A 19350-nucleotide genomic window follows, 5' to 3' on the forward strand; every position below is an offset into this window, starting at 1 on the left:
GGAGAACTACTCGGAGGTGAAGATGCTGCCCAGGCGCTCCATGCGCTCGAGTGCGATGCCGCAGCCGCGCACGACGCAGGTCAGCGGATCCTCGGCCACCAGCACGGGCAGGCCGGTTTCCTCGGCCAGCAGGCGGTCGAGGTCGCGCAGCAGCGCGCCGCCGCCGGTGAGCATCATCCCGCGCTCGGCGATGTCCGCGCCCAGTTCGGGCGGCGTGCTCTCCAGCGCGTTCTTGACCGCCGAGACGATGTTGTTCAGCGGGTCGGTCAGGGCTTCCAGGATCTCGTTGGAGGAAATCGTGAAAGAGCGGGGCACGCCTTCGGAAAGGTTGCGGCCCTTGACTTCGATCTCCTTGACCTCGCTGCCGGGAAACGCCGAGCCAATGGTCTTCTTGATCGCTTCGGCGGTGGGTTCGCCGATCAGCATGCCGTAGTTGCGGCGGATGTAGCTGATGATCGCCTCGTCGAACTTGTCGCCGCCGACGCGCACGCTGCCCTTGTAGACCATGCCGCCCAGCGAGATGACGCCCACTTCGGTGGTGCCGCCGCCGATGTCGACCACCATCGAGCCGCTGGCCTCGGAGACCGGCAGGCCGGCGCCGATCGCGGCGGCCATGGGTTCCTCGATCAGGTAGACCTCGCTGGCGCCGGCGCCGAGCGCCGATTCGCGGATGGCGCGGCGCTCCACCTGGGTCGAGCCGCAGGGCACGCAGATGATGATGCGGGGGCTGGGCTTCATCATGGACCGGGGGTGGACCATCTTGATGAACTGCTTGAGCATCTGCTCGGTGACGGTGAAGTCGGCGATGACGCCATCCTTCATCGGGCGGATCGCCTCGATGTTGCCCGGCACCTTGCCCAGCATGGCCTTGGCTTCGTGGCCCACGGCCTGGATCGTCTTCTTCCCCTGCGGGCCGCCCTCGTGGCGGATGGCGACCACGGAAGGTTCGTCCAGAACGATGCCCTTGTCCCGCACGAAGATCAGTGTGTTGGCCGTGCCCAGGTCAATGGCCAGGTCGGACGAAAGGTACCGACGGAACGCTCCGAACATGGGGGGAGTCCTCTTCCTTCTTCTGTGTGAAATCGGCCCCAAGAGGGGCCGTGCACTGCAGGGCGGATAATAACTGATCCCCTGTGAATAACTCGACCGTGGCAGCACTGTCCGCCGCGATTACATTCCGTTTCCCGTCGTTTTTCCGCCATGGCCCTGACCCCCGACGACATCCGGCGACTGCAGCATCTCGCGCGCCTGGAATTGCAGCCGCAAGAGAGCGAACGCATGCTGGCGCAGATCAACGGCTTCTTCTCCATCGTGGAAGCGATGCGCGCCGTGGACACCGCGGGCGTCGAACCGCTCGCGCATCCGGTGGCCGCTTTCCAGGACGTGCAGCTTCGATTGCGCGACGACGTGGCGAGCGAGCCAAACGCCCGTGAAGAAAACCAGAAGAGCGCACCAGCGGTCGAGCGCGGCCTGTTCCTCGTACCGAAAGTGATCGAGTGATGGCGGCCTTGCACGACCTTTCCGTCGCCGAACTGGCGCGTCAGCTCAAGACCCGCGACGTCTCGGCCGTCGAAACCGCGAAGCATTTCCTGGCCCGGGCGAAGACGCATGAAGCCCTGGGCGCCTACCTGGCGCGGGACGACGAAGTGACGCTCGCTCAGGCCCGCGCGGCCGACGAGCGGATCGCGAAAGGCGACACGGCGCCGTTGCTCGGCGTTCCCATCGCGCACAAGGACATCTTCGTCACGCGCGACTTCCCCAGCACCGCCGGCTCGAAGATACTGGAGGGCTACCGCTCGCCTTTCGACGCCACGGTCGTGCGCAAGCTCGCCGAGGCCGGCGCGGTCACCCTGGGCAAGCTCAATTGCGACGAGTTCGCCATGGGCTCGTCGAACGAGAACTCCGCGTACTACCCCGTGAAGAACCCCTGGGACCCCTCGCGCATCCCCGGCGGTTCCTCCGGCGGCAGCGCGGTCGCGGTGGCGGCGCGCCTGGCCCCGGCGGCGACCGGCACTGACACCGGCGGCTCGATCCGCCAGCCGGCATCGTTCTGCGGCATCACCGGCATCAAGCCCACCTACGGCCGCGCGTCGCGCTACGGGATGATCGCGTTCGCCTCCAGCCTGGACCAGGCCGGTCCGATGGCCCGCAGCGCGGAAGACTGCGCGCTGCTGCTGTCTTCGATGTGCGGCCCGGACCCGGAGCGCGATTCGACTTCCCTGGACACGCCCGCGGAGGACTTCACTAGATCGTTGTCCGGCTCGCTGGACGGGCTGCGCATCGGCGTGCCGAAGGAGTTCTTCGGCACGGGGCTGGCCGACGACGTGCGCGCGGTGATCGAATCGGCGCTGCAGCAGTACGAGAAGCTCGGGGCGCGCCGCGTGGAGATCTCGCTGCCCCGCACCGAGCTCTCGATCCCGGTCTACTACATCATCGCGCCGGCCGAAGCGTCGTCCAACCTGTCTCGCTTCGACGGCGTGAAGTTCGGACACCGGGCGAAGCAGTACGCCGACCTGGTCGACATGTACAAGAAGACGCGCGCCGAAGGTTTCGGCGACGAGGTCAAGCGCCGCATCATGATCGGCACCTACGTGCTGTCGCACGGCTATTACGACGCCTACTACCTGCAGGCGCAGAAGATCCGCCGCATGATCGCCGACGACTTCCAGCAGGCGTTCAGGCAGTGCGACGTGATCGCAGGGCCGGCGGCGCCGAGCGTCGCGTGGAAGCTCGGCGAGCACGGCAACGATCCGCTGGCCGACTACCTGGCCGACATCTTCACGCTGCCGGGTTCGCTCGCCGGCCTGCCCGGCATGAGCCTGCCCTGCGGCTTCGGCCAGGGCGGCATGCCGGTGGGGCTGCAGTTGATCGGCAACTACTTCCAGGAAGGGCGGCTGCTCAATGCCGCGCACCGGTTCCAGCAGGCGACGGACTTCCACCTGAAGAAGCCGGAGGGCCTTCAATGAGCAAGCTGGTCCAGGGCTGGGAAGTGGTGATCGGTTTCGAGACGCACTCCCAGCTTTCCACCCGATCCAAGATCTTCAGCCGCGCGCCCACCGACTTCGGCGCGGAGCCGAATACGCAGGCCAGCGCCGTCGACCTGGCGCTGCCCGGCACGCTGCCGGTGATGAACAAGGGCGCCGTCGAACGCGCCATCGCGTTCGGCCTGGCCGTAGGCGCGAAGATCGCGCCGCGCAGCATCTTCGCGCGCAAGAACTATTTCTATCCCGACCTGCCCAAGGGCTACCAGATCAGCCAGTACGAGATCCCGGTGGTGCAGGGCGGCACCGTGGAGTTCTTCCTCGGGCAGGAAAAGAAGTCCGTGCGCCTGGTGCGCGCGCACCTGGAAGAAGACGCCGGCAAGTCGCTGCACGAGGACTTCGTTGGCCAGTCCGGCATCGACCTCAATCGCGCCGGCACGCCGCTGCTGGAGATCGTGACCGAGCCGGACATGCGCTCCACCGAGGAAGCGGTCGCCTACGCGAAGGAGTTGCACAACATCGTCACCTGGATCGGCATCTGCGACGGCAACATGCAGGAAGGCAGCTTCCGCTGCGACGCCAACGTGTCGGTGCGCCGGCCGGGCGGCCCGCTGGGCACGCGGCGCGAGATCAAGAACCTGAACAGCTTCCGCTTCATGCAGCAGGCGATCGACTACGAGATCCGCTGGCAGATCGGCGAGCTGGAGGACGGCCGCGCCATCGAGCAGGCCACCGTGCTGTTCGATCCCGACAGCGGCGAGACGCGTGCGATGCGCACCAAGGAAGACGCGGCGGACTACCGCTACTTTCCCGATCCGGACCTGCCGCCGCTTGTGGTGGCGCCCGCGTGGGTCGAGCAGGTGCGCCAGGGCATGCCCGAGCTGCCGCGCGCGATGGCCGCCCGGTTTGTTTCTGAGTACGAGCTTTCTGAGTACGACGCAACGACGCTAACGCAATCGCCGGCGATCGCCGACTACTTCGAAAAAGTAGTCAAGGCGTGTCAGCAGGCGAAGTTGGCTGCTAACTGGGTCACCAACGACGTTCGCCGCTTTATGAGCGAAGGTGCCCGTGATCAGGATGGGAACCCGGTGGCAAGCGAAGCAGTCGAAGGGGACCGCGCAGCGATCCCTGTCGACGCTGCGAAGCTTGGAAAGCTAATCACCCGCATTTCGGACGGCACGATTTCCAACGCCAGCGCGAAGAAACTGTTCGGCGAGCTTTGGACTCGGCCCACGACTGAAGTGGACGAGCTGATTGAAAGCCATGGTCTGCGGCAGATGAGCGACACCGGCGAGCTCGAAAAGATCATCGACGGGATCATTGCCGCCAATGCCGACAACGTCGCCCAGTTCAAGGCCGGCAAGGACAAGGCCTTCAACGCGCTGGTCGGCCAAGCGATGAAGGCCACCAAGGGCAAGGCCAATCCGCAGCAGGTCAACGACCTGCTGCGCCGCAAGCTCGCCGGCTGATCCCATGGCCGTCCATCCGTTCCAGTGCCGTTGCGGCGCACTCCGGGGCGAGGTGGACGAACCGCACCGCGCGATGCGCGCGGTCTGCTACTGCCGCGATTGCCGTACTTATGCGCACTGGGTCGGCGAGCCGCATCAGATAGTGGACCCGCTGGGCGGCACCGACATCGTGGCCACCCATTCGCGCTACGTGCGACTGACGGCGGGCGCGCCGCAACTGGCGTGCATGTCGCTGTCGCCGAAGGGCTTGCTCCGCTGGTACGCGCGCTGCTGCAACACGCCCGTGGCCAACACGCCGCGCGACTGGAAGCTGCCGTACGTCGGGCTGGTGCACACGAGCCTCGCGCGCGTGCACCCGCTGGAGGCGTCGTTCCCGCCGGTGCAGATGGACATCAACACGAAGTCGGCGCTGGGGCCGACGCTTCGCCGCGGCGGCGCCGGGATGATGGCGCGCTTCGTCGCGATGGTGCTTCGGTTGTCGGCGGCGCGGCTGACCGGCAGCTATCGCAGCACGCCCTTCTTCGATGCGAAGGGCGCGCCGGTGGCGCCGGTGCATGTGCCACCCAAGGCCGATATCGAAGCCGCGCGCCAGGCGGCGCACTGAACGGCGTTCGCAGAACGAGGCGCGTCCGCTTAGGACCTTGGTCGTTCCAAGGGTCCTGCGAGTCCGGGAGCATGCGTGAGCACATCGGCTCAACCCTCGCTCCTGCCACTCGCCATGCCCACTCGAAATTCCAGCGCGTCGCGCGCCTTCATCGCCTTCGCCTTCCCGGTGCTGCTGACGCCCGACTCGCTGTGGGTGACCGACTTCGGCCACGACCGGGTGTTGCGGTTCGCGCGGTGATGGGCTGCCCTGCAACCGACAAGCGGCTTACCCACTCCGCCAAACCTACAGGCCCGAACCCGCAACGCAACTCTCCTTATTGCAGCACCACCATGCACATTCATGCACTTAAAGAATCTCTCACGCGCGCATCGTCCACACTCGTTCTACTCGTCTCACTGGCGGGATGCGGTGGTGGCGGCGGCTCGTCAGGACCTGGCGCCCCTACGCCGCCGCCGAGCAATCCGCCCGTCGTGCGAACCTTCACCAGCTTCCAGGCCGCAAGCTTCGCTGTGGGTCAGCCGACGCTTGAGACCGGCGATCCCAATCGCGGGATCGTCCCGACCGATCGCGGCCTGAGTTCGCCGGGTGCGCTGGCACCAACGCCAGAGGGAGGCCTGCTGGTCTCCGAGATCGGCAACAACCGTATCCTTCTCTTTGCAACATTGCCCGATGCTGCCGATCCGGTCGCGACGGCTGTCCTCGGACAGCGTGACTTCTTCGAATCCGCAGCTTCCGTGTCGCGGGAAGGCCTCAATGCGCCCTTCGGGATGGCCGTTGAGGTGGGCAAGATGGCTGTTGCCGACTCTGGCTCCGATCGCGTGCTGATCTACGAGCGCACCCCGTCACAAGGAGCAGCGGGGCCTTTGCCGGACGTTGTCATAGGACCGGCCGATTTCGACACAGTTGCGCCTGACTGCGCTCCGACGGGAATGCGTCGCCCGATGGGAGTGGCCATAACGCCCGAAGGGAAACTGATCGTCGCGGATTCGGGAAACAACCGCGTCCTGATCTGGGACGCGATCCCTGCAAAGAACGAGCCCATTCCTTCACCGAAGCTGGTGCTTGGTCAGAAGGACCTGGTGCATTGCGCATCGAATGACAACGATGGGGACGGTTCGACGGACTTGGTGCCCGGGACCGCGATACCTCAGTCGACCGCCAGCACTCTCTCGTTTCCCCGCGACGTGTGGACTGACGGGCAGCGCCTGGTGATTGCCGACCAGGACAACCACCGTGTGCTGATCTGGAACAGGTTCCCGACCCGTAGCTTCCAGGAGGCTGACATTGTGCTGGGCCATTCCGACTTCCTGAACACCGTAGCCAACAGCGAACACGATCCCACGTCGCCGTCGACGGCGCCCACTGCGCGGACGCTTTCCACTCCGACCGGCATTCACTCAGATGGCATCAGCCTGGTAGTCGCGGACGCCCGCAACAACAGGGTGCTCGTCTGGAACACTTTCCCCGATCACAGCTTCGCGCGCGCCGACGTCGTGCTCGGTCACGTTGATTTCGATCTGAGCGTCACGAACGACCGGGACGGAGACGGTGTGACAGACGCGCCGACAGCAAACGTTTTCAGCTTCCCCCATCGAGTGCTGCTGATGCCCGATGTCCTGCTGGTGACTGACCTTCAGCATCATCGCGTGCTGGTCTTTCGCAGGTGATCGTAAGTCCAAACGGGGTGCTCACTCCACCCCGTACCGCTCCCGATACGCCAGCACCTTGGGGTAATGCTCCCCCAGCTCACCCTGGCCCTGCACCTGCAAGTACGCCAGCAGATCCGCCAGTTTCGCGATCGCGCACACCTGCAGCCCGAGCTGTTGTTGCACGTACTGCACGGCGCTGTGGTCCACGTCGCGCCCGTCTTCGGTCGCCTTCTCCTGCCGATCAAGCGCAATCGCCACCGCGTGCGGCGTTGCGCCCGCTGCCTTGATCAACGCGATCGACTCGCGCGCGGCGGTGCCCGCCGACATCACGTCGTCGACGATCAACACACGCCCTTTCACCGGCGCGCCGACCAGGCTGCCGCCTTCCCCATGGTCCTTGGCTTCCTTGCGGTTGTACGCATACGGCACGTTGCGCCCGGCGCGCGCGAGTTCGATCGCGACGGCGGCGGCCAGCGGGATGCCCTTGTAGGCCGGCCCGAACAGCATGTCGAACTCGATCGCCGAGGCGAGGATGCGCCTTGCATAGAATTGCGCCAGCCGGCCGAGCTTGGCGCCGTCGTCGAACAGGCCGGCGTTGAAGAAGTAGGGCGACAGGCGTCCCGCCTTGGTCCTGAACTCGCCGAACCGCAGCACACCCGAATCCACCGAGAACTCAACGAAGTCCTGCGCCAGGGCATCCTGGCCAAGCGCTGCCGACATGGGGAATTCCTTGTTCAAACTGACCAGCCTCAACCTGAACGGCATCCGATCCGCCGCCAGCAAGGGCGTGGAGGCATGGCTCGCGAAGGCGAAGCCGGATTGTATTTGCGTGCAGGAAGTCAAGGCCCAGGCCGAGGACGTGCAGGGCCGCTTCGACACCCTGGCCGGCCTCAAGGGCCACTTCCACTTCGCGCAGAAGAAGGGCTACTCGGGCGTGGCCGTCTACAGCCGCCATGAGCCCACCGACGTCGTCGCGGGCTTCGGCTCCGAGGAGTTCGACGCCGAGGGCCGCTATCTCGAGATGCGCTTCGACACGCCGTCGCGCAAGTTCTCGGTCATCAGCGCCTACTTCCCCAGCGGCTCCTCGGGCGAGGAGCGCCAGCAGGCCAAGTTCCGCTTCCTCGACGAGTTCGAGCCGCACATCACGCGCCTGAAGACGCAGCGCGAGTTCGTCATGTGCGGCGACGTCAACATCGCGCACAAGGAACAGGACCTGAAGAACTGGCGCAGCAACCGGAAGAACAGCGGCTTCCTGCCGGAGGAACGCGCGTGGATGACGCGCCTGCTTTCCGAACACCGCATCGTCGACGTGTACCGGCACCTGAAGCCCGACACCACCGGCGAGTCTTACACCTGGTGGAGCAACCGCGGCCAGGCCTACGCGAACAACGTGGGCTGGCGGCTGGACTACCACCTGGCCACGCCCGGCATCGGCCAGCAGGCGCGCACGGAGTCGATCTACCGGGCCGAGAAGTTCTCCGACCACGCGCCGGTGACGGTGGAGTACGAGCTGCGGATGTAGGCCGTTGCGTCAGGCCGGCAAAGCCCGCGCTTGCACCACCAGCCCCTGGCAGTAGCCGTCGTAGGGATCGCCGCCTTGGGCCGCCAGGCCCTGCGCGACGCGCGCGACCACCTCCTCGATGGCCAATCCCCTCGCCGCGATGAGCGCACCGCGCGGCGTGCCGCGGATCTGGCCCGATGCGATCCTACGCGGGTCGGCGCCCCGGATCGCGATGCGCCGGGTCTCGATGTGCCGCTCACCGAAACCCGCACCGGCCAGCAAGCCATCGAGCACGGCCGCATCGCACAGCTCGTACGGCGTGCGGAACCGCATCTCGGCGTCACCCGGGAACAGCGTTTCGATGATCTGCGCGAAGACCAGCGCGTGCGGGTTCTCCTCGATCCGATCCCACACGGTCAGCATCAACTGCCCGCCAGGACGCAGCACCCGACGCCATTCGCGCAGCGCCGCCGCGCGGTCGGGCAGGAACATGAGTCCCAGGCCGCAGGCGATGCCGTCGAAAGAAGCAGTCTCGAACGGCAGGCTCAGCGCGTTGGCCTCGTGCCATTCGATCGGCTCACCTTCCAGTCGCTCGCGCGCGAAGGCGAGCATTCCCGGGTTGAGATCGGTCGCGACCAGACGCGCCGTCGGCGCCATCCTGCGCCGCAACTCGCGCGTCACCAGGCCTGTGCCGCAGGCCAGCTCCAGCAGCTCACCATCGAAACCTTGCGGCAGGCAGCCGGCCAGCTCGCGCGCGAACGGCGCGAACGTGTACGGGCCGATCTCCTCGTCGTAGGAGCGCGGGCCTGTGAAGCCAACGGAAGGGTCGAGCATGGGGCCTCCATCGCGCAGCGTGCAGGCAACTATAAGTTCCGCGCGTCGGGCGCGGGCGGTTACCAGTCGACCAGGCTCACGCCGATGCTGAACATCACGCGGCGGCGGTTGTAGTCGAGCAGGGTGTCGCCATAGCCGGCGAACAGCTGCGTGTGCAGCTGCAGGCCGCTCGGGGTGCCGGTATCCCGGTCCGAGACGTCGCGGAACCACTCCAGGCGCACCGAACCGCGGCCGTCGCGCCGCAGCGAATGCCGCGTGGTGAGCGCCCAGAGATTGCCACCGCCGGCCTGCCATTCGGCTCGCAGCTCGGCGCGGCCGTAGTAGTTCGTGATGCCCGGGTTGTCATCGTCCGCGGCGTCTTCGGGCAGGCGGCGCCACACGCGCGCGTGCAGCTGCAGCGGCCCGCGCTCGGCGCCGAGCATGAGAGAGGCGCGGTTCCAGCTGCGCGACAGCGGCAGCGACTGGCCGTTGGAATGGTGCGTAACGGCGAGCCCGGCATAGCGCACGCGCCAGTCGCCCGGCACCGCGGACTGCAGCGGCGCGATGTACACGATTTCGGGCTCGTGGTCGGTGCTGCGGAAGGGCCGTGACAGCGCGGGCGTGAACAGCTGCCAGTAGGACTGCTGCGAGTAGCCGAACCAGAGCGAATCGCGCTTTTCCGGCGTGTCGATGAAGAGCCCCTGCGCGACCTTGGTCCGCACTGACAGCTGCAGCCGCAACTCGGTGGTGCGGTAGTCCTGCGCCGTCGCCGCGTTGTTGGCCGGATTGCCGGAGGTCGGCTGGCGGTTCACGGTGTTGCCCGTCACGAAACCCAGGCTGATCGGCCGATAACCGCGGATGCCGAAGTCGCCGCAGTCGGCGCCCGGCTCCAGCTCCCAGTAGCGCGACATCGTGGAATAGCGCGGGTCGCGGCAACCTTCGCGGCGCGTCAGGCGCAGGCCCAGGCGTGTGCCGGGCGCGGAGACTACCGGCGGGTCTGCGCTCGCGACAGGCGGCGGCGCTGCGGGTGGCGCCCCAGGCGCGGGGGACGGCGCGGGCGCTTGTTTCGCTTCTTCGGCGGCGCGCTGGCCTTCCGCCCAGCGGTCGAAGCACGCGAGTCGCTGGATGGGATCGTTGTGGAGGGTGCAGGCCTGCCAGGCTTCTTGCGCGTGCGCGCCGCCGGCGGCCATCAGGAGCCCGGCGAATGCCCGGGCGCGGAATGGAAACGGCATCCGCCGGATGCTACCGCGCCCGCATTGCGCGGCCGTTCGGCGGCTGCGCGATCAGGGCAGCTTGCGCAGCACGAAGGGCAGCGTGCCGTCCCAGCCGCCTTCGCGGCGGCCGCGGATCTCCTGGCCGCAGGAGCCTTCGACCACGTCGCCGAGCCACGTCGCGTTGATCCGCAGGCCATCGGCGGATTCCTCGAGCGTGAATTCGCCTTCCTCCAGGTCCGCGGCCACCCTGGCGCGCGTGCCGTCGCGGTTGATCTCGCCGGAGAGGCTCTGCGCGTATTCGCGGTGCGGCTGCAGCAGCAGCGTGGCGCCCGGCGCCTGGCCGGCGAACTCGGCGCGCCAGAGGCCGACGAGTTGCTGCGGCGTGACCTCGGCGGGCTTCGGGCAGGACGCCTCCGCAGCCTGTGCCCCGGCCGCAAGCAGGAGCGAAACCAGGAGGGTCGGGGTGGACGCCCGGGACAGCGCAGGCGTCATCAGGACGACCCCGCCCCCGCTCCCGTTGCCGCCGCCGCCGCGCTCTTCTTCGCAAACTCCGCCCGCAGCGCCTTCAACTTCTCGCGCGGGTCTTCCTTCACCGTCGCCTTGTCCAGCGCCATCTCCGCGATGAAGCGACTCGGCGTGGCGGCGACGACCTCCCGTCCCTTCTTACGCCGCTTGGTCCAGCTCACCGCCAGCGAGCGCTGCGCGCGCGTGATGCCCACGTACATCAGCCGCCTCTCCTCCTGCAGCCGCTGCAGGATGCCCTCGTTGGCCTGGCCCTTCTGGCCGTCGTCGTCATCGAGCTTGAAGGGCAGCATGCCTTCGACGCAGCCCACCAGCATCACGTGGGGCCACTCCAGCCCCTTGGAGGCGTGCAGCGTCGACAACGTGACCACGTTCTGGTCCTGCTCGCGCTCGCTGATGGTGGACAGCAGCGCGATGGTCTGCGCCACTTCGAGCAGGCTCTTCTTCTCGCTGGTCACCGACACGCCCGCGGCATCGTCGATCTGCCCGCCGCAGCGCTGCGCCATCCAGTCGCAGAACTCCAGCACGTTGGTCCAGCGCGATGCCGCGAGCTTCTCGCTGTCCTCGCTGTCGTACAGGTGCTTCTCGTAGCCGATGTCCTTGAGCCACTCGGTGAGGAACGCGCGCGCGTCCTCGGCGCCTTCGGTGCGGCGCGCGCGGAACTCCAGGTCGTTCACGTAGCGGCCGAACTCGTGCAGGCTGCCCACCGCCTTGGCCGGCAGCACCGAGCCGAGTGAGGAGGAGAACAGCGCCTCGAACAGCGACAGCTTGTACTTGCTCGCGAACACGCCCAGGTTCTGCAGCGTCGTGTGGCCGATGCCGCGCTTGGGCGTGGTGATCGAGCGCAGGAACGCCGGGTCGTCGTCGTTGTTCACCCACAGCCGCAGCCACGCGCACAGGTCGCGGATCTCGGCCCGGTCGAAGAAGCTCTGGCCGCCCGAGACCTTGTAGGGGATCTGCGCCTTGCGCAGCGCCTGCTCGAAGATGCGCGCCTGGTGGTTGGCGCGGTACAGCACGGCGAAGTCCTTCCAGTCCTTGCCCATGCCGTTGGCGCGGATCGATTGCATGCGGGCCACGACGCGCTCGGCTTCGTGCTCCTCGTTGTCGCAGTCCACCACGCGCACCGGCTCGCCCTCGCCGAGTTCGGAGAACAGCGTCTTGGGGAACAGCTTGGGGTTGGGCTGGATGACGTTGTTGGCGGCGCGCAGGATGGCGCTGGTGGAGCGGTAGTTCTGCTCCAGCTTGACCACCTTGAGGTTCGGCCAGTCCTGCGGCAGGCGCTTCAGGTTGTCCAGCGTGGCGCCGCGCCAGCCGTAGATCGACTGGTCGTCGTCGCCCACCGCGGTGAAGCGTCCGCGCTCGCCCACGAGCAGCTTGAGCAGCTCGTACTGCGTCGCGTTGGTGTCCTGGTATTCGTCGACCAGCACGTGGCCCAGGTTCTTCTGCCACTTCTCGCGCACCTGCGCGTGGTCGCGCAGCAGCTTCAGCGGCAGGCCGATCAGGTCGTCGAAGTCCACGCTCTGGTAGGCGGTCAGACGCTCCTCGTAGCGCGCCATGATGCGCGCCGTCACCTTCTCGTTGTCGTCCTTGGCCTGGGCCTCCGCCTGCGCGGCGTTCAGGCCCATGTTCTTCCACAGGCTGATCGCCCACTGCCACTGGCGCGCGGTCGCCGCATCCGTGGTGCCGCCCGCGTCCTTCAGGATCGACGTGACGTCGTCGGTGTCGAGGATCGAGAACTGGGGCTTGAGGCCCAGCACCTCGCCGTCCTGCCGCAGCAGGCGCACGCCCAGCGCGTGGAAGGTGCAGATCACCACCTCCTTCGCCTCGCGGCCGATCAGGCCCTTGGCCCGCTCGCGCATTTCGGCGGCGGCCTTGTTGGTGAACGTGATGGCCAGGATGCGCCTGGCCTCGACGCCGGTCTGGATCAGGCGCGCGATCTTGTGCGTGATGACGCGCGTCTTGCCCGAACCCGCGCCGGCCAGCACGAGGCAGGGCCCTTGCATGTAGTTGACTGCTTCCTGCTGCGCGAGATTGAGGCCGGACATCAAGGCGTGGGGGTCGAAGGGCGGCCGATGATACCGGCCGGTCCCGAGCCGGCCTGTGCATATTGCATGGGAGGGCGGCAAATCCGCGTCGGCACGGTTCGTGCGTCACGACGGCTCAGGTACCGCGACAATCCACGCCGTGCTCGAGATCCTGAAGATCACTTTCCCCTTCTTCGCGCTGGTCCTGTGCGGCTACCTGGCCGCCCGCGCGCGGCTGCTGCCGCTGGAAGCGATCGGGGGGCTCAACACCTTCGTGCTGTTCTTCGCGCTGCCGTGCATGCTGTATCGGTTCGGCGCGCAAACGCCGCTGGGGCAGTTGCTCGATCCGGCCGCCTTCGCCGTCTACGTGCCGTGCGCGCTGCTGATGGTGGGGGCCACCGTGTATTTCAGTCTCAACGAGCGCATCCGCTGGAACGACGCGGCGTTCGGCGCGCTGGTGGCGGCCTTCCCCAACACGGGATTCATGGGCGTGCCGCTGCTGGTGGCGCTGCTGGGCGCGAAGGCGGCGGGCCCGGCCATCCTCACCATCCTGATCGACCTGGTGATGACCAGTTCGCTGTGCATCGCGCTCTCGCGCCTGGACAGCGCGGACGAACATGGCGCCGCCATCGCGGCCCGCAAGGCGCTCAAAGGGGCGGCGACCAACCCGATGCCCTGGGCCATCGCGCTGGGCGCGCTGTCTTCGGGGTTCGGGCTCACGCCCATCGAGCCGGTGATGTCCACCCTCGGGCTGCTGGCCGACGCCGCGTCGCCCGTGGCGCTGTTCACGATCGGCGCCGTGATGGCGCGCTCGCAGCAGGTGGCCGCGGCCGGCGAGCACGAGCCGCTGCCCGCGCGGGATTTCGTGCCGGTCGCCGTGGCCAAGCTGCTGGTGCATCCGCTCGTGGTGCTGGCCGTCGGCAGCCTCGCCATCGCGTTCGGGCTCGACCTGGACCGCTTCGCGCTCACCGCCATGGTCCTGGTCGCGGCGTTGCCGAGCGCGAGCAACGTCTCGCTGCTCGCCGAACGCTTCGGTGCGGACAACGGGCGCATCGCCCGCATCATCCTGTTGACCACCGCGGCCGCATTCCTGACCTTTTCAGGGGCGGTCGCCCTCCTGCGGTAAGCTTTCGCCTTCGACGGGCAGGCCACGGTCGAGTTCGCGACCGTAACCACGGGTTCCGTGGGAAAGGTCCTACGCGGCGGGCGGAATGCCTCTGGCATGCTCGCTGCCGCCTCGCAGCGGGGCAGCCGCTCCGAACTCATCCTCCGATCGCAAGAACACGCTCCTGATGGCTGGTCCACAGCAGTACACGACACCGCTTGGCGCGCCCGTCGCGTCCATCAACGACACGCTGGCATCGCTGCGGCAGGCAACCGCGGGACAGCACGCACGCATCGAATCACTGGTCGGCCTCGGCGGCCCGTTCGGCCGCGGCCACTACGGCCGAGTGCTGCAGGGCTTCGGAGCCTTCCTGCACGGGTGGGAACCGGCCGTGGCCCGCACGCTGCCTCGGCAGCTGCTGCCCTGGTTCGCCCGCGGCCGCCGCGCTTTCCTCATCGACCGCGACCTCGCCGCGCTGGGCCTGCCGGCGCTCGGGCCGGAAGCGGCCGTCGTGCCGCACCTGGAAGACCGCGCCGACGCGCTCGGCTCCCTCTACGTGATGGAAGGCGCGGCGCTCGGCGGCCAGCTGATCGCGGCCAACCTCCGGCACCGCCTGCGCATCGACGCCGACAACGGCGGCGCCTATTTCAACGGCTGCGGCAGCGGCACCGCTGCGCGCTGGCGCGAGTACCGCTCGCTCGCCCAGTCGCAACTGGAGGACGACGCCCGCGCCCGGGCCCGTGCGGCCGACGCGGCCGTGCGGACCTTCGAAGCGCTGATCGCCACCTTCGAGACGCTGCTGGATGAACGCGCTGCTGCCTGACCTGGCCGTCTGCGCTCAAGAGCCGATCCGGGTGCCCGGTGCGATCCAGCCGCACGGCTGGATGACGGTGCTGTCGGCGCAAGGCAAGCTCCTCGCCTGGAGTGCGAACTGGCGCAACGCCGACCGCGCGGGCGAGGCGGCCGCCCTGGTGCGCGACAACCTCGGGGCGCTGCAGGGCGGCGAAGGCCCGGCCGCACTGGGCCGCATCGAGCTGCATGGCACCGGGCTGGACGTCGGCGGCCACCGCAACGGCGAGCTGGTGCTGCTGGAGTTCGAACCGGCGACGCCGGACAGCGGCACCCAGGCGCCGATCTACTCGCTGGCCCGGCACTTCCTGCCGCAGCTGCAGCAGGCCCGCTCCGTCCAGGCCCTGGCCGAACTCGCGGCGGCCGAGATCAAGCGGCTGACCGGTTTCGGCCGCACCCTGGTCTACCGCTTCGACGAAGAAGGCCATGGCGAAGTGCTGGCCGAGCAGATCGAGCCCGGCTACGACTCCTATGCCGGCCATCGCTTCCCCGCGTCGGACCTGCCGGCGCAGGCGCGCGAGCTCTACCTGCTCAACCACATCCGCCTGATCCCGAATGCCGACTACGAGCCCGTGCCGCTCGTGGGCGCCGACCCGGGATGGGATGCGCGATCGCTGGACCTGTCCTGGGCGGGCCTGCGCAGCGTGTCGCCCGTGCACCTGGAATACATGCGCAACATGGGGACGCTGGCGTCGATGTCGGTGTCCATCGTGGTCCGCGGGCGCCTGTGGGGCCTGATCTCCTGCCATGACCATGCGCCGCGCCGTCTGCCGTTCCAGACGCGGGCTGCCTGCGAACACCTGGGCCGCCTCCTGTCGCTGCAGATCGCGTCGCGGGAGGACACCACCGAGGTCGCCGCGCGGCTGGAGCTGCGCCAGCTCACGCTGCAGATCGTCTCGCACCTCGCCGACGGCGATTCGACGTTGCAGCGCATGGTGGCCGAACCGACGCCGCTGCTGCGCCTGGCCCAGGCCAGCGGCGCGGCCGTGGTGCTGAACGAGGACTGCTGGACCACCGGCGACACGCCCGACCGCGCGCAGATCGGCGCGCTGGCCAAGTGGATCGCGGCCAAGAACCAGGAGGTGTGGAGCAGCGACCGGCTGGCCGAGGAGTACCCGCCCGGCGAGGCCTTCGGCGCGCGCGCCGCGGGCGTGCTGGCGGTGTCCATCTCGCAGGTGCACCAGCACCTCGTGCTGTGGTTCCGGCCCGAGCTGGTCACCACCATCCGCTGGGCGGGCGATCCGCGCAAGGAGCTGACCATGACGGGCGGACGGATCCACCCGCGCAAGAGCTTCTCGAGCTGGCAGCAGCAGGTGCGCGGCCGCTGCGCGCCCTGGAGCGCCACGCAGGAATCCGCCGTGACCGAACTGCGCCACGCGCTGATCGGCATCGTGCTGCGCCGCGCCGAGGAGATGGCCGAAGTCGCCTCCGAACTCGGGCGCGTCAACAAGGAGCTCGAAGCCTTCTCCTACACCGTGTCGCACGACCTGCGCGCGCCGATGCGCCACATCGCCGGCTACGTCGACCTGGTGCAGGACATGGAGGGCAAGCACCTCTCCGAGCGCTCGATGCGCTACCTGTCGCACGTGAAGGAAGCCGCGGCGTACGCGGGGCACCTGGTGGACGCGCTGCTGGATTTCTCGCGCATGGGCCGATCGGCCATCAAGCGCGGCCGCGTCGAGACGCGCCTGCTCGTCGACGAACTGATCGCCGAGTTCAACCGGCAGGAGCAGGGCCGCCGGATCGACTGGCGCATCGAGGACCCGCTGCCATCGCTGTGGGCCGACCCGTTCCTGTTGCAGGTGGCGCTGCGCAACCTGCTGGGCAACGCGGTCAAGTACACCCGCACGCGCGAGAAGGCGCAGGTGCGCATCGTCGGCGTGCGCGACGCCGCCGGCGAAGGCCTGGAGATCGTCGACAACGGCGTGGGCTTCCAGCAGAAATACGTGGCCAAGCTGTTCGGCGTGTTCCAGCGCCTGCACCAGGCCGAGGAATTCGAGGGCACCGGCATCGGGCTGGCCAGCGTGCGCAGGATCGTCGAGCGCCACGGCGGCACGGTCTGGGCGCGCGGTGAGCCCGACCAGGGAGCGACCTTCGGTTTCACCCTGCCGAGAAAAGCGGACGCCAGGCCGCGCGAAGAGGGGCCGACCCGGTCGTAAAAGAGAAGAAGCAAAAAAAGAGAGGACCCGACATGCTCAAGCCGATCCTGCTGGTCGAAGACGACAAGCGCGACCTGGAGCTCACGCTGGTCGCGCTTGAACGCAGCCAGCTGGCCAATGAAGTGATCGTGGTGCGCGACGGCGCCCAGGCGCTGGACTACCTGCTGCGCGAGGGCGACTTCCGCAATCGCGAGGAGGGCAACCCCGCCGTCGTGCTGCTGGACCTGAAGCTGCCCAAGATCAACGGCCTCGAAGTGCTTCAGAAGGTGCGCGCCACGCCCGCGTTGCGCAGCATGCCGGTGGTGATGCTCACGTCCTCGCAGGAGGAATCGGACGTGCTGCGCAGCTACGAGCTGGGCGTCAACGCCTACGTCGTCAAGCCGGTCGAATTCAAGCAGTTCGTCGCGGCGATCGCGGACCTGGGGGTGTTCTGGGCCGTGCTGAACGAGCCCCCGCCGGGCTCCATGAAAGCCATCCGCCGACATGAATGAACACCTGCCGGAGACAGGCAGCCCCGACAAGCCGCTGAAGGTCCTGCTGCTGGAGGATTCGCGGTTCGATGCCGAACTGCTGCGCGAGGCGCTGCTCGCGTCGTACCCGCGGGCGGCCCTGGACATCGTGCGCGACGAGCCCGGTTTCCTCGAAGCCATCCAGGCCCGGCGCTACGACCTGATCCTGTCCGACTTCGAGCTGCCGGGATTCACCGGCGAACAGGCGCTGGCCGAGGCCCGCGCGCGCAACCCGCGCGTGCCCTTCATCTTCGTGTCCGGCGTGATCGGCGAGGACAACGCGGTGGAGATGCTCAAGCGCGGCGCCACCGACTACGTCAGCAAGAACCGGCTGGCGCGGCTGCCGCTGGTGATCGAGCGGGCCTTGCGCGAAGTCGGGCAGCGCGAGGCGCGCGAGGCCGCCCAGGTGCAGCTGCGCGAGGCCAACGCGGTGTTCGCCCGCGTGGTGGACTCGCTGCGCAACTACGCCGTGATCCTGATGGACACCCGGGGCACGATCCGCTTCTGGAACCAGGCGGCCGGCGACATCTTCGGCTGGGACGATGAGGACGCGGTGGGGCGCTCGGCCGAACTGCTGTTCACGCCGCAGGACCGCGAGTCGGGCGCGTTCGCGTGCGAAATGGCGCAGGCGCTGGCCCAGGGCAAGGCCGACGACAACCGCTGGATGCTGCGCAGCGACGGACTGCACCTGTGGGCCGAGGGCGTGCTGATGCCGCTGTTCAACGACGCGCAGGAGCACAGCGGCTTTTGCAAGATCGTGCGCGACGCCACCGCCGACTATCGCGACGCCGAGGCCCTGCGCGCCGCCAAGGAAGAAGCCGAGCGCGCCAACCAGGCCAAGGACCGCTTCCTGGCCGTGCTCTCGCACGAGCTGCGCACGCCGCTGTCGCCGATCGCGACGGCCGCCCACCTGCTGGAGCGCACCGCCACCGTGCCGCCCAAGTACCAGCACCTGCTGCCGATGATCCAGCGCAACGTGGCGCTGGAGGCGCGGCTGATCGAGGACCTGCTTGACGTCACGGCCATCTCGGCGGGCAAGGTGAGCCTGCGGCCCGAGCCGGTGGACATGCACAAACTGGTGCGTGTCGTCGTCGACATGCTGGAAGCCCAGGCCAGGGACAAGCACCTGGTGATCGACCTCGACCTGCGCGCCGGCTTCGCCCTGGTGACGGCCGACGAGGCGCGCATGCAGCAGGTGCTGTGGAACCTGCTGCGCAACGCGATCAAGTTCTCGCCGGAAGGCGGCCGCGTGGAGGTGCAGACCTCGAACGACGGCGCTTGCTTCGTGCTGGAGTGCCGCGACCACGGCATCGGCATCGAGCCCGAGGCGCTGCCGCGCATCTTCAGCGCGTTCGAGCAGGCCGATCGCCAGGCGTCGCAAAGCTTCGGCGGCCTGGGTCTGGGCCTGGCCATCGCACGCGGCCTGGTGGCCGAGCACAAGGGCGAGATCACCGCGCACAGCGAAGGCCGCGGCAAGGGCGCCACCTTCCGCCTGAAGCTGCGCAGCCATGTGCCGGCCGAATCCACTTCCCATGGTGCGCCGCCGCGGCTGGAACGCGATGAGACGGGCGGCTGGCGGCTGCTGCTGGTGGAAGACAACCAGGACGCGGCCGAAACCATCGTCATGTGCCTGGAAACCTACGGCTACCGTGTGACGCACGTGGGCACCTGCGCCGAGGCCGTGCGAGCCGCGCGCCAGTCGCAGTTCGACGTCGTGCTCACCGACCTCGGCCTGCCCGATGGCAGCGGCATCGACGTCGGGCGTGCGCTGAGCAAGTCGTTGCCGGTCGTGGCGCTGTCAGGCTACGGCGCCACGCCGGACCTGCAGCGCTCGGCGATGGCGGGATTTGCCGGGCACCTGGTGAAGCCGGCGCAGCCGCAGGCGATCCATGCGGCGCTGCAGAAGGCGCTGGGGGCGCGGGCAGTCAGCGCCGAGGGTGCGCAGTAG

18 protein-coding genes are annotated in these 19350 nt (G+C 68.2%); 12 read left to right on the top strand and 6 right to left on the bottom strand.

Annotated features, from left to right (window positions below):
* Positions 1–6: 6 nt before the first annotated feature.
* The gene (locus tag EZ313_RS10455; protein ID WP_135263090.1) at positions 7–1050 is read right to left on the bottom strand and encodes a rod shape-determining protein; all 1044 of its coding nucleotides are present in this window, start codon (positions 1048–1050) and stop codon (positions 7–9) included.
* Positions 1051–1200: 150 nt separating this feature from the next.
* On the opposite strand from EZ313_RS10455, the gene gatC reads away from it, so the two are divergent.
* The 6 genes from gatC (at position 1201) to EZ313_RS10480 (ending at position 6724) form a co-directional block, all read left to right on the top strand.
* Positions 1201–1500 carry an Asp-tRNA(Asn)/Glu-tRNA(Gln) amidotransferase subunit GatC gene (gene gatC, locus EZ313_RS10460; RefSeq protein ID WP_135263091.1) on the top strand — a complete coding sequence of 100 codons (300 nt, stop codon included), beginning with the start codon at positions 1201–1203 and terminating at the stop codon, positions 1498–1500.
* Positions 1500–2966, top strand: a complete 1467-nt coding sequence (gene gatA / locus EZ313_RS10465) for an Asp-tRNA(Asn)/Glu-tRNA(Gln) amidotransferase subunit GatA (protein WP_135263092.1) — start codon at positions 1500–1502, stop codon at positions 2964–2966. The genes gatC and gatA overlap by 1 nt, the downstream gene beginning before the upstream one ends.
* Positions 2963–4450 (top strand): Asp-tRNA(Asn)/Glu-tRNA(Gln) amidotransferase subunit GatB, encoded by a 1488-nt coding sequence (gene gatB, locus EZ313_RS10470; protein WP_135263093.1) that lies wholly within the window; start codon positions 2963–2965, stop codon positions 4448–4450. The genes gatA and gatB overlap by 4 nt, the downstream gene beginning before the upstream one ends.
* Before the next feature lie 4 nt (positions 4451–4454).
* Complete coding sequence (locus EZ313_RS10475) at positions 4455–5054, top strand: DUF6151 family protein (RefSeq protein ID WP_135263094.1); 600 nt, start codon at positions 4455–4457, stop codon at positions 5052–5054.
* A 114-nt stretch (positions 5055–5168) separates the two neighbouring features.
* Positions 5169–5294 carry a hypothetical protein gene (locus tag EZ313_RS23705; protein ID WP_276606949.1) on the top strand — a complete coding sequence of 42 codons (126 nt, stop codon included), beginning with the start codon at positions 5169–5171 and terminating at the stop codon, positions 5292–5294.
* Between the two features lie 233 nt (positions 5295–5527).
* Positions 5528–6724: an NHL repeat-containing protein gene (locus EZ313_RS10480; protein ID WP_167772557.1), complete on the top strand. Its 1197-nt coding sequence runs from the start codon at positions 5528–5530 to the stop codon at positions 6722–6724.
* A gap of 21 nt (positions 6725–6745) precedes the next feature.
* Here the strand turns inward: EZ313_RS10480 and pyrE are convergent, their stop codons facing one another.
* Positions 6746–7426: an orotate phosphoribosyltransferase gene (gene pyrE / locus EZ313_RS10485; protein ID WP_135263096.1), complete on the bottom strand. Its 681-nt coding sequence runs from the start codon at positions 7424–7426 to the stop codon at positions 6746–6748.
* Here pyrE and EZ313_RS10490 point away from each other — a divergent pair.
* Positions 7425–8228, top strand: a complete 804-nt coding sequence (locus EZ313_RS10490) for an exodeoxyribonuclease III (protein ID WP_205960355.1) — start codon at positions 7425–7427, stop codon at positions 8226–8228. The two genes, pyrE and EZ313_RS10490, sit on opposite strands and share 2 nt — an antisense overlap.
* Positions 8229–8237: 9 nt before the next feature.
* Here the strand turns inward: EZ313_RS10490 and EZ313_RS10495 are convergent, their stop codons facing one another.
* From EZ313_RS10495 to EZ313_RS10510, 4 genes are read right to left on the bottom strand one after another with little or no spacing between them, the layout of a single operon-like run.
* Complete coding sequence (locus EZ313_RS10495) at positions 8238–9041, bottom strand: class I SAM-dependent methyltransferase (RefSeq protein ID WP_135263098.1); 804 nt, start codon at positions 9039–9041, stop codon at positions 8238–8240.
* A 59-nt stretch (positions 9042–9100) separates the two neighbouring features.
* Positions 9101–10252 (bottom strand): phospholipase A, encoded by a 1152-nt coding sequence (locus tag EZ313_RS10500; RefSeq protein ID WP_135263099.1) that lies wholly within the window; start codon positions 10250–10252, stop codon positions 9101–9103.
* 51 nt (positions 10253–10303) lie between these two features.
* Entirely contained in the window at positions 10304–10726 is a 423-nt protein-coding gene (locus tag EZ313_RS10505) for a hypothetical protein (protein ID WP_135263100.1), read from the bottom strand.
* Positions 10726–12804: an ATP-dependent helicase gene (locus EZ313_RS10510; protein WP_135263101.1), complete on the bottom strand. Its 2079-nt coding sequence runs from the start codon at positions 12802–12804 to the stop codon at positions 10726–10728. Before EZ313_RS10510 ends, EZ313_RS10505 begins: the two co-directional genes overlap by 1 nt.
* A gap of 136 nt (positions 12805–12940) precedes the next feature.
* Here EZ313_RS10510 and EZ313_RS10515 point away from each other — a divergent pair, with 136 nt between their 5' ends.
* The 5 genes from EZ313_RS10515 to EZ313_RS10535 all read left to right on the top strand — a co-directional run bounded on the left by EZ313_RS10515 (position 12941) and on the right by EZ313_RS10535 (position 19350).
* Positions 12941–13906 (top strand): AEC family transporter, encoded by a 966-nt coding sequence (locus EZ313_RS10515; RefSeq protein ID WP_135263102.1) that lies wholly within the window; start codon positions 12941–12943, stop codon positions 13904–13906.
* A 166-nt stretch (positions 13907–14072) separates the two neighbouring features.
* Positions 14073–14708, top strand: coding sequence for a biliverdin-producing heme oxygenase (locus EZ313_RS10520; RefSeq protein WP_167772558.1), 636 nt, complete (start codon positions 14073–14075; stop codon positions 14706–14708).
* Positions 14689–16893, top strand: coding sequence for an ATP-binding protein (locus EZ313_RS10525; RefSeq protein ID WP_135263104.1), 2205 nt, complete (start codon positions 14689–14691; stop codon positions 16891–16893). The genes EZ313_RS10520 and EZ313_RS10525 overlap by 20 nt, the downstream gene beginning before the upstream one ends.
* A gap of 32 nt (positions 16894–16925) precedes the next feature.
* Positions 16926–17384: a response regulator gene (locus EZ313_RS10530; RefSeq protein ID WP_135263105.1), complete on the top strand. Its 459-nt coding sequence runs from the start codon at positions 16926–16928 to the stop codon at positions 17382–17384.
* Positions 17377–19350 carry a hybrid sensor histidine kinase/response regulator gene (locus tag EZ313_RS10535; protein ID WP_135263106.1) on the top strand — a complete coding sequence of 658 codons (1974 nt, stop codon included), beginning with the start codon at positions 17377–17379 and terminating at the stop codon, positions 19348–19350. Before EZ313_RS10530 ends, EZ313_RS10535 begins: the two co-directional genes overlap by 8 nt.

The sequence above is a fragment of the Ramlibacter henchirensis genome (genome assembly GCF_004682015.1).
GTDB classification, from domain to species: Bacteria; Pseudomonadota; Gammaproteobacteria; order Burkholderiales; family Burkholderiaceae_C; genus Ramlibacter; species Ramlibacter henchirensis.